The organism is Lysinibacillus sp. GW821-FHT14F06 (assembly GCF_058803665.1).
On the sequence record NZ_JBXAPF010000009.1, the window covers coordinates 1 to 15,699 of the forward strand.

General features: G+C 36.5%; 17 protein-coding genes. 6 read left to right on the top strand and 11 right to left on the bottom strand.

Going from position 1 to position 15,699, the window contains the following annotated elements:
* A partial coding sequence (locus AC1RNS_RS10370) for a hypothetical protein (protein ID WP_492992413.1) occupies positions 1-229 on the top strand: 229 nt, incomplete at its 5' end.
* A gap of 132 nt (positions 230-361) precedes the next feature.
* Here AC1RNS_RS10370 and AC1RNS_RS10375 read toward each other — a convergent pair.
* The 3 genes from AC1RNS_RS10375 to AC1RNS_RS10385 all read right to left on the bottom strand — a co-directional run bounded on the left by AC1RNS_RS10375 (position 362) and on the right by AC1RNS_RS10385 (position 3,635).
* Positions 362-1,345, bottom strand: coding sequence for a diguanylate cyclase (locus AC1RNS_RS10375; protein ID WP_492992414.1), 984 nt, complete (start codon positions 1,343-1,345; stop codon positions 362-364).
* A gap of 13 nt (positions 1,346-1,358) precedes the next feature.
* Complete coding sequence (locus AC1RNS_RS10380) at positions 1,359-2,150, bottom strand: alpha/beta fold hydrolase (protein WP_492992416.1); 792 nt, start codon at positions 2,148-2,150, stop codon at positions 1,359-1,361.
* A 135-nt stretch (positions 2,151-2,285) separates the two neighbouring features.
* Positions 2,286-3,635, bottom strand: coding sequence for an FAD-binding oxidoreductase (locus AC1RNS_RS10385; RefSeq protein ID WP_492992417.1), 1,350 nt, complete (start codon positions 3,633-3,635; stop codon positions 2,286-2,288).
* A 213-nt stretch (positions 3,636-3,848) separates the two neighbouring features.
* On the opposite strand from AC1RNS_RS10385, the gene AC1RNS_RS10390 reads away from it, so the two are divergent.
* From AC1RNS_RS10390 to AC1RNS_RS10400, 3 genes are all read left to right on the top strand, one after another.
* Positions 3,849-5,264 (top strand): glycoside hydrolase family 18 protein, encoded by a 1,416-nt coding sequence (locus AC1RNS_RS10390; protein ID WP_492992418.1) that lies wholly within the window; start codon positions 3,849-3,851, stop codon positions 5,262-5,264.
* A gap of 132 nt (positions 5,265-5,396) precedes the next feature.
* Complete coding sequence (locus tag AC1RNS_RS10395) at positions 5,397-5,558, top strand: YfhD family protein (protein ID WP_492992420.1); 162 nt, start codon at positions 5,397-5,399, stop codon at positions 5,556-5,558.
* Positions 5,559-5,570: 12 nt separating this feature from the next.
* On the top strand, positions 5,571-5,762 hold the full coding sequence (locus AC1RNS_RS10400) for an H-type small acid-soluble spore protein (protein WP_492447793.1): 192 nt from the start codon (positions 5,571-5,573) through the stop codon (positions 5,760-5,762).
* 258 nt (positions 5,763-6,020) lie between these two features.
* Here AC1RNS_RS10400 and AC1RNS_RS10405 read toward each other — a convergent pair whose 3' ends face one another.
* The 3 genes from AC1RNS_RS10405 to AC1RNS_RS10415 all read right to left on the bottom strand — a co-directional run bounded on the left by AC1RNS_RS10405 (position 6,021) and on the right by AC1RNS_RS10415 (position 9,168).
* A complete protein-coding gene (locus tag AC1RNS_RS10405) occupies positions 6,021-6,281 on the bottom strand; it encodes a hypothetical protein (protein ID WP_492992421.1) in 261 nt (86 codons plus the stop codon).
* A gap of 9 nt (positions 6,282-6,290) precedes the next feature.
* Positions 6,291-8,399 (bottom strand): bifunctional diguanylate cyclase/phosphodiesterase, encoded by a 2,109-nt coding sequence (locus tag AC1RNS_RS10410; protein ID WP_492992615.1) that lies wholly within the window; start codon positions 8,397-8,399, stop codon positions 6,291-6,293.
* 253 nt (positions 8,400-8,652) lie between these two features.
* The gene (locus tag AC1RNS_RS10415; protein ID WP_492992422.1) at positions 8,653-9,168 is read right to left on the bottom strand and encodes an RNA polymerase sigma factor; all 516 of its coding nucleotides are present in this window, start codon (positions 9,166-9,168) and stop codon (positions 8,653-8,655) included.
* 235 nt (positions 9,169-9,403) lie between these two features.
* On the opposite strand from AC1RNS_RS10415, the gene sspI reads away from it, so the two are divergent.
* Together sspI and AC1RNS_RS10425 are read left to right on the top strand one after the other, a co-directional pair.
* Complete coding sequence (sspI, locus tag AC1RNS_RS10420; protein WP_427548201.1) at positions 9,404-9,613, top strand: small acid-soluble spore protein SspI; 210 nt, start codon at positions 9,404-9,406, stop codon at positions 9,611-9,613.
* 244 nt (positions 9,614-9,857) lie between these two features.
* On the top strand, positions 9,858-11,237 hold the full coding sequence (locus tag AC1RNS_RS10425; protein WP_492992424.1) for an FAD-binding oxidoreductase: 1,380 nt from the start codon (positions 9,858-9,860) through the stop codon (positions 11,235-11,237).
* Positions 11,238-11,286: 49 nt separating this feature from the next.
* Here the strand turns inward: AC1RNS_RS10425 and AC1RNS_RS10430 are convergent, their stop codons facing one another.
* Genes AC1RNS_RS10430 through AC1RNS_RS10450 form a run of 5 tightly spaced genes read right to left on the bottom strand, consistent with a single transcriptional unit; the run spans position 11,287 to position 15,490 of the window.
* Positions 11,287-12,108, bottom strand: a complete 822-nt coding sequence (locus AC1RNS_RS10430) for an ABC transporter ATP-binding protein (protein WP_492992425.1) — start codon at positions 12,106-12,108, stop codon at positions 11,287-11,289.
* Positions 12,105-13,106 (bottom strand): FecCD family ABC transporter permease, encoded by a 1,002-nt coding sequence (locus AC1RNS_RS10435; RefSeq protein ID WP_492992426.1) that lies wholly within the window; start codon positions 13,104-13,106, stop codon positions 12,105-12,107. Before AC1RNS_RS10435 ends, AC1RNS_RS10430 begins: the two co-directional genes overlap by 4 nt.
* Before the next feature lie 13 nt (positions 13,107-13,119).
* Positions 13,120-14,262 (bottom strand): ABC transporter substrate-binding protein, encoded by a 1,143-nt coding sequence (locus AC1RNS_RS10440; protein ID WP_492992427.1) that lies wholly within the window; start codon positions 14,260-14,262, stop codon positions 13,120-13,122.
* On the bottom strand, positions 14,259-14,861 hold the full coding sequence (locus tag AC1RNS_RS10445; protein ID WP_492992429.1) for a hypothetical protein: 603 nt from the start codon (positions 14,859-14,861) through the stop codon (positions 14,259-14,261). Before AC1RNS_RS10445 ends, AC1RNS_RS10440 begins: the two co-directional genes overlap by 4 nt.
* A complete protein-coding gene (locus AC1RNS_RS10450; RefSeq protein WP_492992431.1) occupies positions 14,858-15,490 on the bottom strand; it encodes a hypothetical protein in 633 nt (210 codons plus the stop codon). The genes AC1RNS_RS10445 and AC1RNS_RS10450 overlap by 4 nt, the downstream gene beginning before the upstream one ends.
* Between the last annotated feature and the right edge of the window lie 209 nt (positions 15,491-15,699).

A 15,699-nucleotide genomic window follows, 5' to 3' on the forward strand; every position in this document is an offset into this window, starting at 1 on the left:
GGGTACTTCACGTTTCCATCAGATCTCCCCGGGTAAGCGCATGCACTTTCACACCATCTATCCGCCTCATTTACTCGATATGACCTTCGACAGAAAGGACTTTGTTTTGTTGTGCAAACTCATCCAGTCATACCTAGCCTTCTATGAGATTCGTGTTCCTCGGACCGGTGTTTTGCCGCCAGCTTCCTTCAGATTCCGAGTCGCCTCGGACACCCTTGCTCTTGGCTAACCTCTACTTCTGTCTTCGGGGTTCGGGACTTACACCCTATAGTTCATGCACATGCCGGGCGCACACAAAAAGATGACAATTAAGTAATCCTCTTAATCATCATCTTTTTTATAATTTGAAAAAAGTTTCCCTCTAAATACTTGTTAAATCCGTACTATGTGTTACGCGGTTTCGACCATTCTCCTTAGAAGCATATAAAGCCTTGTCAGCTCTTTGTAAAATGGTAGTCTCATTATCCGTTTTGTTAACTGTGGCTATACCGACACTCACTGTGATTCGCCCAGTTTGCCACTCTGCTTCTTCTACAGCTTGTCGCAATTGTTCTGCAATAACTTTTGTCTCGTCCTGATTAGTTTCAGGTAAAATTACAACAAATTCCTCTCCACCATAACGTGCAACGATATCTAGTGAACGTGCTTGATTTATTAATAGTTGTGCTAATTGTGCAAGAACTTCGTCTCCTGCTTGATGGCCAAATGTATCATTTACCTTTTTGAAGTGATCAATGTCTAAAATAAAAAGTGAGAAATGAGAAGCTGATTTTTCATAGTTGGACAACTGTTCTTCTAGTTTTTCTTGGAAAAATCTCCTATTCTTCAAACCAGTTAGTTTATCTGTTATGGATAATTCTACTAATGTTGCATTCATAGAAAGTAACTCAGCCTGTTTTTGTTCGATTTCTAAATGAATTTGCTCTAATTTTGCTAAAGCCTGGTTCTTCTCCAGATAGGCAGCTTCCATTTGTTTTTTTGTTGAACGTAATTCGAGTTCATAGTCAATTCGCTTTTTCATCTTTACTAGAATGCAATCTATATACTCCAATTTGTTTTCTGTAAATAACTTAGCATTCAATAGAAAAGGAATGGACAATCCATCACGATGCTTCAAGCTGATAAATAGCTCCTCAATATGTTCGTTTAAATTAATGTTCGGATAAAAATAAGAATGAAATATCAATTTATTTGGAGTAGACATAAGAATTTCTATATGTTTATTTATCAAATCCTCCTGCTCATAGCCCATCCATTGAAGAAAGGTTTGATTTATATCTGTGATAATCCCTTCATGGGAGATAGAAAGAAAACCACAAGGCGCATAGTTCAATCTTTTTTCCATTTTAAATATCCTTTCACAAAAATTCTGTGATACAGCGTATCGTTTCCTCTGGATGACTAATATGCGGGTAATGTCCCTTCGCCTTCATCAACTGGAATGTGCTATTTTTCAGATGACTATGTAAATATTCCCCTACCTCAATAGGTACTATGCTATCGTCAGAGCACTGCATAATAAGTGTAGGTACATTCATTTTTGCAAGGTCATCACGATAATCTGATAAGAAGGTCACTTCTGCAAATTCTCTAGCAATCTCAGGATTTGCAGCCATAAATGTTTGCTCTAATTCCTGTGATAATTTAGGAACCTCAGGATTGTTCATAGCAATCGGTGCCATATAGCTTGCCCAGCCGACAAAATTCATTTCCATCATATCCAATAACTCTGTAATGTCACTTTGTTCAAAACCGCCACGATAATCACCATCATTTAAATAACACGGTGATGGTCCAATCATTATTAATTTTTTGAAAGATGCAGGTTGTTCAATCGAAGCTAACATCCCTATCATCGAGCTAATCGAATGTCCAATGAATAGAATATCTCTCAGTTTTAATGCTTCGACAATGTCTAAAATATCTTGGACATACCCTTGTAAAGAATTATATTTTTCAGAGTTATAGGCATGTAAATCTGAATTACCAGAACCAACATAATCAAACAATATTACTTGATAATTTTCTTCAAAAGCAGGTGTAATGAACCTCCACATATCTTGATCGCAGCCAAAGCCATGTGCAAAAATAATAGGCTGGTTTCCGTTACCAATTATTTTCACATTATTACGAACCATTACATCAATCATCGCATTTACTCCCTTTAGAAAAATATGTAATATCTTCATTTTGACGTGCAGGACAATAATTATCAAGAGAATTATTCATAGAAAAGAGCAGCATGCATAGCTAATTTTCAGCATCCTGCCCTTTTTATTCATTATCTAAAGCCATTTTCGATTGGTTGGGATAATTTGAGGAAAATGAAACACATTGAAAGGATCATATTTTGACTTGATCTCTCTTAATCTACGAATATTACGGCCATAATAGGCAGTCAGCCAATCTTTAATAAAGCGATCAGGGAAATTGACATAATCTCCAGTAGTGTATGGAGACAAAGCCTGTCTGACATTTTCCACCCACAGTATGTTTTTGTCTTCTTCTTTAGGTTTTTTCCAAGAAGTATTGTACTCCTGTGCCATTAAAGCATTTCTATAATAATAGGCTGTACGATTAGGTGCAACTTGGCCTACAGCACCTCCTAAAGATTGCTGCCATATCGTTGTATTTCTATTTGGTGGTTTAGCTAAGAATTCTTTCATTTGTGCAATGGCAACGTGTGGAAATGGTCTTTCAATAAAAGAACCAGATCTTTTACGAAAGGCTGGCTGGTTGCCACTTGGTATATCAAAAAATTCTACAGCCTTTAAATAAGGGACTTCCTTTATCCATATATTAATAGGTGTTCCTGTTTTCCTTAAAGGACGTAGTAATTTCTTTAACTCCGAAGCAGAACCGACAAACTCTCCTTGCGCAACAATTTCACCTATCTCCTTTGATTTAAGCTCAATCTGGGACGTTAAGCGTTTATCTGTATACGGCGCCCATTTTTGCCAAGCATCAAAGGCACGTTCAAAATCCTCCCAACTCCATGTAATAGAAAAAATAGCAACATTACTAATTGGATGTAGTTTAAAGGTAAGTGCAGTTACGATACCAAAATTGCCACCACCACCTCCACAACTAGCCCACAATAAATCACTGTTTTTCTGCCTGTTTGCTTGAATAATTGTTGCTCCTTCATGACCACTTGCACCCACCATCTCAATTTCAATCAAATTATCACAAGTTAACCCAAATGGACGAGATAGCATCCCGATACCTCCCCCAAGTGTTAAACCCACGACGCCCACACTGCTTTCTGTTCCAGCAGGGATTGTGACACCTTGTTCCCCTAATCTACGATACACGCTTCCAAGATTTGCTCCAGCTTCAATTTTCACTGTCATTTCCTGAAGATTGAGATGAATGCCATTCATATCACTAATATCAATAACAAGACCTTTATTTAATAATGAATAATTTTCATAGCTATGCCTGCCACTTCTTATTCGAAATGGTTCATTATTTTCCCTTGCCCAGCTTAAAGCATTTATTACGTCTTTTGTATTTTGACAAAACACAATGATGCTCGGATATTTTGGATTATTTAAGTTATTATTAGTTCTTGCCTGTTCATATCCCGGATCATCAGGGGTAACGATTCTTCCAGTGAGCTTTACTTTCTTCAAAAGACAGCTCCTTTCTCAAATAATCAATGCATATGCTCTATCCTATGCAAATCACTTGGAAAGAATTTGAACTATAAAATATTTTATTAGTTATGAAGAGACTCAAGTAGCTTCACTGAATCCACAGAAAAGAGATAAGGCTTTTTCAGAAAAATACTCATTTTCTCCCTTTATACATATGATGCAATATGAAAACTACTTTGGAGGTGTCCAATGATTATACATGTGGTAAGTGCAGGTGAAACACTATGGCAAATAGCAAACCACTATTCCGTACCTATACAAGAGATTATTCAATTAAATGGATTATCTAATCCAGACCAATTAGTAATCGGACAATCACTCGTTATTCCCTCTCTCTATACAACTCATACAGTCAAAAAAGGAGAAACTTTATGGTCGATTGCACAACAATATAACGTATCGATTCAATCTATTGTCTCTGTCAATCATTTAACTAACCCTGATTTGTTAACGTCTGGCACTCAGTTAGTAATTCCACCCGTTATTCATATCGTACAACCTGGAGAGACGTTATCCCAAATTGCTCATCAATATGGGACGACTGTTCAAGCCATTGCCGTTGAAAATGGCATTTCAAATCCAAATCTGATTTATGTGGGAGCACATTTAATCATTCCGAGAGCAAAGCCTATAATTGAAGTAAACGCCTATACGTATGAAACACCAAAAGAAGCGGTTCAGTCTATAAACGCCATCGGTCATCTTCTTACTTATTTCAGTCCTTTTGCTTATTTGATAAAGGAGGATGGGACTTTAGAACCGCCCGATGATCAAGAAATGATTGCTGCTGCCAATGCAAAAAACATTACACCTATGTTAACCCTTACAAACCTAACTTCTACTGAAACAGGCTCTAACTTATCACATGTTATTTTATCAAGCGCAGCATTACGTGAAAAAGTGATTACGAATACGCTGCAAGTAATGCAGGAGAAGGGCTATAAAGTTTTAAATATTGATTTTGAATACGTCCTTCCAGCAGATCGAGAAAATTATACTGCCTTTCTTCAACTAGCTGTTGACCGTCTTCACCCTAAAGGTTATTTAGTATCTACCGCACTTGCACCAAAAACAAGTGCAACACAGGCAGGAACATTGTATGAGGCACATGATTATGAAGCACATGGGAAAATTGCAGATTTTGTAGTATTGATGACCTATGAATGGGGGTATCGACTTGGTCCGCCACAAGCAATATCTCCCATTAATGAAATGAGGAAAGTTGTGGAATATGCATTATCTGTTATGCCTGCTGAAAAAATACTTTTAGGCTTTGAGGTTTATGCTCGTGATTGGCTTTTACCACATGTTAAAGGGCAAGAAGCAGAAACCTTCAGTCCTCAAGAGGCTGTGAATCGGGCAATAAAATATGGTGCAACCATTCAATATGATCGAGTTGCACAATCACCATATTTTCGCTATGTAGATGAACATGGGAAACAACACGAAGTTTGGTTTGAAGATGCTCGAAGTGCACAAGCTAAATTTGATATGGTACGACAATATAATCTCAGAGGGATTAGCTATTGGGCATTAGGTTTTCCTTTCCCACAAAATTGGGTGCTATTAAATAATGATTTTTCCATAAAAAAACTCTCACTATAAGGTTACCTATTTTCCCAAAAATAATTCTTAGCTGTTTTACATTAAATTCTTTCTGTTCCCTAGATTTCCCCTTGATAAAAATCCGATTCAAAAGCCATATTAAGAAATATCAAAACGAAAGGAGAAACTAACATGGGAAGAGATAATAAACAAGGGAAAAGCGCCAACAAAGGGGCTTTACCTCAAACACCAAAAAACCAAAAAATAGCGCCCAACAAAGTGAGTGAAGAGTTTTCTAAAGAATTTATGGAACTTATTCATTCAGTTTCTAAAGAGGGTAAGTCAAAAAAATAAGGGGGACTTCAAGTGGATCTTAAACGTGCACAAGAAATAGTCGCCTCTCCATTAGAGTACGAAGTAAGTTATAATGGCGTATCTATCTGGATTGATAAGCTTCATGACGATGGGAAAACAGCAACTGTTCATTTACGACGTTCTTTAGAGGAGCGATCTGAGGTGGATATAGGAGAATTAAAAGAAGAGTATCTTATGCATTAATCAATTACACCCCAGCATAATTGTTGCTGTCGCTTCGCTTTCGACAGATAAACAATACGTTCGGATTTTTTCGAGCCTCATCAAAATCCGTGACATCTGCTGGGGCTTTATTTTGATTTATTTGCGCATCTGCTAAATAGGAAAAATTGCTTTAGAAGTGGAAGTATTCTTTTTCTAATAATCCAAAATCCTCCATTTATAGAAGGTAAACACTTACTTCCGTGCATCATATTGTAGCGGATTTTTACCAATATGATATTAAAAATGCCAAAATAGGAATAACACTAAAATCCACGAAATGACTGTTAAGACTAGCATCAGATTTTTACTATCATTAGCAAATCTTCGTAGGAATAATCCTACTGTTACTGTAATCATGATCATTAGAATTCCTATAATAACAAATGGAATATTCGGAAAGGAATTACTCATTGTAGAAAAAATCAAAGCTTTTAAAGATACGTACAAAAAAGTTGTACTAAATATTATATAGCCTAGTGCTAATAGTATGCTCTTCATACCTTTACCTCAAATAATGTAATCTTCTACATATGTAAATTGTGTTAAAATTTCAAATGCATGTCTGTGTAAATCTTTAAAGTTAGTAGAGATTTGTTCAGCTGAAATCGGTTTACTGAATAAGTAGCCCTGAATATAGTCACAATCTCCTTCAATAAGGAAAGCAAGCTGCTCGGCTTCCTCAATTCCCTCTGCAACAACCTTTAGTCGCAAATGCTTCGCCATCGATAAAATCATGGACACAAGTGCTTCATCATTTGGATTATGCTGAATATTCCGAACAAACGCTCGGTCAATCTTTAAGCAATCAATCGGAAAATCCTTTAAATAGGAAAGTGAGGAATAGCCAGTTCCAAAATCATCCACAGCAATTTGAATGCCCAGTGCCTTTAATTCATATAGTAGCTGTGTCATTTGATCAATATTCATCGTCATACTTTCCGTGATTTCTAATTGTAAATACTTTGGTTCTAACCGTGTACGCTGCAAGATTGCCTGTACCATCTGCACTAAATCTTGTTGAAACAATTGCCCAAGTGAAAGATTTACGGCTACCTTCATAGGTGGTAATCCTTGCTCCTCCCAAGCTTTAGCTTGAGCACAAGCAGTTTCTAAAATCCATTTTCCCAACGGAATGATAAGTCCTGATTCCTCAGCAATTGATATAAACTGATCTGGAGCCACAAACCCACGTGTTGGATGACGCCAGCGCACAAGTGCTTCCACAGATTCAATTTTACCTGTTTTTAAATTTACCTGTGGTTGAAAATCCAAATAAAATTCCTGATTAGCCAATGCCTTATGTAACTCTTGCTCAATCAGAATACGATCAGTAACTCCGTTAGACATATAAGATTTATAAAATAAACATCTTTGAGGGAGCTGACTGGCTTCTCTCATTGCTAATTGTGCATGCATTAAAAGCTCTTCACCTGTACAATCTTCTTCATAGAGGGCAATACCTATATTAAGATTACCATTAAGTGAAAATAGCTGTACTTGTAAGGGCTTTTTCATTACATTTCTTAAATTTAAACAGAATTGTAATAGCTCTTCTCTTGTTTTGACATGCTTAATATAAATAATAAACTGGCCTTCATTAAGCTTTGTTGCAAAATAATGAGGAGGTAATATTGCTTGTATCCTTTCAGCAACAAGTTTCATCATCTTATTAGAATAGCTGATTCCTATTGATGCACGAATTGCTGCTAATCGATCAATTTCGATGGCAATAATCGCCTTTTGATAGTTATTTGCATGTAAACTTTCCTTTAAGGTTTTCAATAATAAGTGCTCATTCGGAAGTTGTGTAATATCATCGTGATAGGCTTGAAAATGAAGCTCTTGCTGTGAATACTCCAAATCCTGCTTGATTTTCAAAAGCTGCTGATAAGGTTTTTCTACAGTTGTATAATAAATGGCCTTTAAGAAAAAATAGAATGCAAAAAATTGATAAATCAGTGCTGAAAATCCCCAAATAGATTGCAAATCCTTACTAATAACAAAGAAAATATCACTAAAAATTAAATAGATGGCAGCACTAATAAGCCACATTACACGCTTTGGTAGCTTTTTAAAATATTTACTTAGAATCACTATTGTGACAATCTGAAAAACAGCAGACAATAAATGAACAAAATCATTTACTTTATTCAACTGATTCTCAAACAATAATTGCCTTGAAGATAAATACACTAGAAAAAGGCTGAATAATACCAATAATAAGGAACTTCCATATGTATAATAACGATAATTCATCGCTATATTTTGTTTTGGCTTTACAATAATAAATAAAAAGCCAATAGCCAAGCATAAACGCATTATGATATGTATACTCATTATCGCATAGTTCGAATGAATGGAATAGTTTTGATGAATTACTAAACTAGCCAATTCTAATAATGCGGTGATAAAAAACAAATTACCTATGTATAATGTTTGATTTGATGGTAGATGTGAGAAAACAAGCCAAGATTGAATGGCAATTGCCATAGTAAAAACAATAATGAGTATTTGTATAACTAAATTCAAATAAAGATAACTTTCTTCCTTAAAAATACCATATACCTGATTACTAAAACCTAATAAGGGTATTACTAGCAATAAAGGCAATACAATATACCAAAACTCCTTCTTTTCAATTTCTAAATGCTTAAACCAATTTTCCAATCCAAACCCTCCATACTAAGTACATATCAATAAATTCAATAGGTAAATATATCTACCTATTGAAAATATCAATTTAAAAATTGTATTTTTTTTTGACATCTTACAAATCATAGCATTTTTCTTGGAAGTTGTATGCAAATATTGAAAGTATGCTAATATTCATTTTATTTAGATATTAGCATACTTTTGCTCCTTTATCCCTTTATTTTACTAAAAAGGATCTCATCTCACGTAGTTTTTTCATGATTCTAGTGCGTCTTTTTTTTACAGCTGATACTGATAAATGTAATGCTTGTGCGATCTCCACATAATTATAACCGTCTATATAAAAAAGCATTAATATAGCTCTTTCTTCCTCCTTTAAATCAACCAATAAGGTTTCTAAATACGCAGGGCGTTTTTGATTGATTTCAAAATCCCGAACATAATTTATGGTTTCATCATCCATAGGTGTATGAAGCTCTTTGAATGTCACTTCTTTTGTCAGTTCCTTCAATAGCTCTCCCTTAACGGTTGTATAGATATAAGCCGTAAATATTCCTTTTAATGGATCTGCTTTACACCAAGCTTCCCATACCGCTATCGAAGCAATATGTCGGTAATAATCATAATCTTTATAGATATGGAGCTTTAAAAAGATTGATGTTATCATTGGCTGGACTTTTTCTAATACTTCTTCAAATGGCTGTTCAGGTGATAGCTTATGACACTGCGGCATCCTATTATCCTAACGACTATGCACAGTCCTTTATTCCTAGGTGCTTCTATATTACTTATTATACTATGAAGGAGGCGAATACTCCTTTTGTTGATATGATTAGAAATTTTGTATAAATCCCTGCCTATATTTATTGAGAACTCTTATAGAATAATAAAAAATCGTATGTTTTATCTGTCATTCTATACATATTTCTTCAAAGGCTGGACAAATTATCACTAAGGAGGCGAAATAGATGAATTTTCAAATAAGAGATGCGATTACAACAAACGTACATGGTCAAACAGCGGCTGAATTTAAAGATATTGTTGAAGATGCGATCAGTCGTGGTGAAGAGCATTTACTACCAGGGCTTGGTGTATTTTTTGAAAAGTGGTGGCAGCAATCTAGTACTGCTGAGCAGGATGCATTTGTACAAAAGCTAGAAAAAGCATTTGCTCACTGATTTCAGTAAACAGTGCAGATAGTGTGGTTTAGGTGTCCAAACACTTACTGGAATAGAGGACTTAGGCATACTATATTTTAGAAGACCTGCCCGTTGTCTCCTGTAAGGAATGCAAGATCCTGACGCATTTTTTGCCTGTACAACAACTACAACTACATTCAGACAAAATTACTAAACATTTCATTCCATTTCCAAGAAATGCATGATAAAGTTTTACTTATCAGAAAATTTTGGAGGGATTGGAATGACTGTTGCTGTAGAATTAATCATCAATCAACTTAAAAAGGTTTTATTAGAAGAACAAGTGTCAACAAACGAAACGGTGCGACAGCTTCATGGAAAGGACGAGTCTCATCATGCAATGAGCTTACCAGATATCGTTGTCTTTCCTCGTTCCACAGCAGATGTCAGTGCCATCTTGAAAATCGCGCATGCGGAACGTGTACCAGTCGTACCTTTCGGAGTTGGCTCAAGCTTAGAAGGAAATGCAATCCCCATTGCCAATGGTATTTCTATCGATTTCTCTGAAATGAATGCTATTTTAGACATTCGGCCAGATGACCTGCTGGTAAAAGTTCAACCTGGTGTAACTCGAGATCAATTGAATAAAGAATTAAAAAAACACGGACTCCAATTTACAGTCGATCCTGGCGCTGATGCAACATTAGGGGGTATGGCTGCTACCAATGCAAGTGGTACCACCGCAGTGCGCTATGGGGTTATGCGTGATCAAGTCCGTGATTTAGAGGTTGTGCTAGCGGATGGCTCGGTTATTCATACAGGGAGCCTTGCTGCTAAATCATCTTCTGGTTATCATTTAAATAGCCTATTTGTTGGCTCAGAGGGCACACTTGGCTGCTTTACAGAATTAACGTTGAAGGTCTATGGAATTCCTGAATTTGTAACTGCAGGGCGTGCAGTTTTTGCAACAGTTGGCGATGCTGTTAGTGCAGTAACTGCATTATTGCAGGTCGGAATTTCAATTGGCCGTGTTGAGCTGGTCGATGAAGCCTCTATTAAACAGGCAAATATTTACAACGAAACGTCTTATGAAGAAAAACCTACATTATTTTTAGAATTCCACGGCAATGAAGCTGGTATGCATGCTGACATAGAATTTGCAACAGAAATTTTCAAGGATTTTGATTGTCTTTCAGTTGAATTCGAGCATGATACAGCAGCGCGCAATAAGCTCTGGCAGGCACGCCATTCCTTAGCCTATGCATATATTCATGCTTATCCTGGGAAAAAGCTTATGTCGACTGATGTATGTGTACCGATTTCTAAATTAGCTGAAACCATTTTATATGCACGTGAGCAACTTGAAGAGGTTGGGCTAGCAGGTGGCATTGTTGGTCATGTCGGAGATGGAAACTTTCATGCACTACTAATGCTTGATCCAAATGATTCTGCCGAACGCGCACAAGCGGATCGCTTTAATGAACATATTGTGCAATATGCCTTACTGCGTGGTGGCACATGTACGGGTGAGCATGGAGTTGGTATTGGCAAAATGAAATACCAATCGACAGAGCATGGTACATCCCTTTTAGTGATGAAAAGCATAAAGGCAGCACTTGATCCCCATAATATTATGAACCCTGGAAAAATTTTCACTATGTAATCTTGTAAAAAACACAATCTCGTCTTTAAGACGGGATCGTGTTTTTTTATTAAAGATTGCCACGCTCTGTACCTAATGCACGAGGTATCATCGTCTCAACAAGGTAATCTTCCTCTTCAACTATTATTTTTTTTAATTCAATTCCAAAGTATTCTTTCATCCTTACTTCTGTCATGACTTCCTGTACATTTCCATAGACGATCCCTTTTTCTTTCGCCGTCATTAACACTCGATCTGCTAGATAAAATGCATGGTTAGGGTAATGGGTATTGATAATACAAGAAATCCCACGCTCCCTGGCTAATCGTTTAATCGTTTGTAAAATAATCATTTGCTTTTGAATATCCAAATGAGACTCTGGTTCATCTAAAATCAAAACCTCTGGCTCGGAAACAAGGGTTCTTGCAATTAAGGCTAATTGTAGCTCTCCGCCACTGATTTCATTACATGATTTTTTAGCAAGATGTACTATACCTATCGTCTCTAACGCCTGATGAGCAGCTTCCAAATCTTTAGCAGTCGGCTGTGAAAGTGTACTAATATAAGGGGCTCTACCCATGATAACAAGCTCTTCTACAGAAAAACCAAAGACCATTTTATGGGCTTGAGGTACATAGCCAACACGCTTCCAAAGTTCTTTACGATTGAATGATTCTAGTGGATGACCATCTATTAAAGTTTTCCCCTTCTTCCATTCAAGAAGTCCTGTAATGCACTTTAACAGTGTTGTTTTCCCTGCCCCATTAGGACCTAAGATCGCCATTATTTCACCAGGCTCTAAGGAAAAATGGATATCTTGCGCATATAAGTTTGGTAATTTTTTTCGTCGTTTTTCGTAATGAAAATTGCCGTCTTCCACTACAATTTTCATGCCCAGCCACCTCCTGAACGGCGTAATAAATAAGCGAAAAATGGGGCGCCAATAATGGCTGTTAGAATAGACAATGGTATTTCCGTTGCTGTTAATGAGCGTGCTAAATCATCAATGATTAATAAATATATACTACCGATTGCGACGGATACTGGTAATACAAATTGATTGTTATTCCCAACAAGCATACGCGCCACATGTGGAATAATTAAGCCTACCCAACCGACAATTCCTGCAACTGCTACAGATGCTGCTGTAATTAAAGTTGCCCCAAGAATTACTAACCATTTTAACCGTGTCACCGGTACACCCATTGATTTTGCTTCATCTTCAGGCAATGTTAAAATGTTCAAACGCCAACGCAATAAGTACAATACTAAAATCCCTATTAATATTAACGGTCCTCCAATAAATAAGTCCTTATAGGTTGCCGTGCCAAGACTCCCCATTAACCAATAAGTAATCGCAGGTAGTTTTTCCTCTGGATCAGCCACAAATTTTGTTAATGAAATTAGCGCATTAAACAGGGCTGAGGTCACCACACCAGCCAGCACAAACATAAAAATAGGCGCATTTTTCTTAGCGCCAGCAATTAAATAAGTAAAACCAATTGCCCCTAACCCAAAGATTAATGCCAATATTTGTGCCGTAAAGTTTTGTCCAAATAGTAATATGCCTAGGGATGCTCCAAATCCTGCGCCAGCAGAAACTCCCAATATATCTGGTGATACAAGTGGATTTCCAAACATCCCTTGGAAGCCTGCACCAGCTATAGATAAACCACCGCCAATTAATAACGCTAGCAAAATTCGTGGTAAACGAATGTTCAATACGACCGTTTCCTCCATCTGCGTCCATGTCTGTTCCACAGGAAGTACTTGAGAGGTCAAAATTTTAATAATATGCTCAAGGCTAACTTCATATCGTCCAACACCTAGAGAAACGATTGCTATCATAAATGGCAGCAACCATAAAAGTGCTATTTTCCATTTCTTCATGACTGCTTCATCCTTAATACTTTGCTGCATCTGAAGAAGGGTTTAATATAGAATGAATTTCATCATCAGAAATATCAAATTCGTAAAAATCCTTGTAATAAGTCTTAATCTCATCTTCTATTTTATAATCAAATAATGTTGGATGATTTTTTTGTGCCAACCACTTTAGCATTAATGGGGCGTCTCCACTTGGTGGGAACCAGCGATAAATACCTAAAGGAATTTTATACACTTTACCGTCTTGAACTGCTTTGATCTGGCTCCAATCCTGCCCATTGACCTTATTATTAAGCAGATCTTCTGGCTGTGTTTCGGTAAAGTTCGTGATATAAATAATATCTGGATTCCATGCGTAAATTTGCTCCATATTCACTTCTTTTTTTCCTTGCACATCATTTTCAGCAACATCTATAGCACCTGTTGCATTAAGCCATTGATTACCAAAAAAGTTTTTGCCACCCACCGTTATTGACTTATCATTATGCATAAACAACATCATAGCACGGGGCTTGTCCTGAACGGCTACGTCTTTTAATTTCGCATCAAGCTCAGACTGAACCTTTTTGCCCTCATCTAAGAAGCGATCCGCACGCTCAGTTGTTCCTGTCATTTGACTTGTTAACGTTAGCCAGCTATTAAATGTTGCCAATGGCTCCGCAGCAGCTGCATCAATCGCTTTTACAGCCACAACAGGAATACCCGCTTCAGTAATTTTATTAATGGAATCCTCATTAGTAGAGATTTCAACATATAGCTGAGGGTTTATTTTCATTAACTCTTCAACATTTACTTCCCCATTTTGCACGAAAGAGGTTTCTGCCTTTAATACATCTGGTGAGATTTTAGCTAAAATTGAATTTTTTGCAGCATTATAGGAGTTAGGGTGCATACCAACAATTTCTTTTGTTGAATTTGTAGCAACATACCATGTAGAGAAATAAGGTAAAATACCGCCTGTCACAACTCGCTCGATATTACCTGGTACAGTTACTTCTCGTCCAAGCTGATCCGTTACAACCTTTTCTTCTGCAGTAGTTTGTACCTCTGATTTTGAAGATTCAGCAGATGATTTAGATACTGATGCTTCATCCTGATTACCACAAGCCACTAGCATTGCTGTTAATGCTAAAGTTGCCAAATAACTATATTTTTTCATTGTTTTTCTTCCTCTCTTAACCATTTTGCAATCCCATGTAAGAAGGGCTTAGACTGATCGATAAAGCCAAGTCCAATATGGAACATTGGATCAAGCGTTGTCACTACTAACTCGCCAGCAAAACTGACGTTGTCTATATAAAATAGTGAGCGGCCATCTGGTATATCTAATAATGATTTAGCACCCTTTGGTGGCAAAAATGACCCATGATAATGCCATTTCATATCCCGTAGCGTGACATATTTAAATAACGGATGTGTGGTATTTTGCTCATTCATTGGAAGATCACCACCATCACGCACCCACCAGCTAAAATTAACCTCCGAATCCTCCCAATCGATTGTAGGAAACCAGTGATCTAAAATCTCACCAAAAATAATAAGTCTCTTTCCAGATTCTAAAAAAGTTATTAACTGTGACTGATAACGCTTCAAATGTGGAAGATCTAAGCGACACGATAAAATCAAAGTGTCATAATCCGCTAGATTATACCGATGTAACTCACGAATATGTAAAATATCATCATATAAATAATGAAATTCCTGCTCTGCAAAAAAGCGTTTCTGAAAAGGTAATCCATTTGTCACAATCCCAATCATTGTGCATTCACCCCATTTAATTGATTGCGCTTATACTCTTCACGGATACATGACAGCATGTGTAAACTTAACTGACGAGAGGAATTTTCTTCGTCTATAAAAACACGATAAATATCCGTCCCTGCTCCTGCAAAAATCGTGCCATTTGTTGAATCACGATCAACATAAATAATGGTTGCACCGCTTTGATCTGTCACAAGCACCTCAGCATGTAATGGAATTTTCTCAAAATAGCCTCTTGAGAAAAAACCTCTAACCCCTTTTCGATAGTTAATATCATATGCATTTATTCCTGCAAACAAAGGATGAATAGGTTCTTTAATGATAATTTCACGGTCTTTTAGTGGAATCGGTGACCGTTTCCATTCTGGCACACCAACCAACCATGGTAATGAAGTCTCTGTAAGAGAAAAAATAACGCCACCTTGATATAAGTATTGATCTAGAATAACTTTATGTTCTAACAAAAATTGCTCCTCTACTAAATTTGTAATAATTAATCCTGCATAGGCACGTAAATCTGTATAAGGTAAATCATACAAATATAAAAACGTTAATCCGCGCCGTCTATCCTCATCCGTCAATCTTGAAAATTGAATATCAATACCGACATAAGCTATTGGCTTCAAAAAGCATTCACCCTTTCTTTATTTTGATAATGATTATCATTTGCAATTAAATACCTACTACAGTATATTGATAATGATTTTCAATGTCAATTATAATTTGTTTAATTCCTTTTATTTACAGGGTTTTTACGTCAAATTAATGACATATGCATCTTTTATACTGCACACAAAACATTTTTCTAATATCATTTAACATTGAACTATTATAA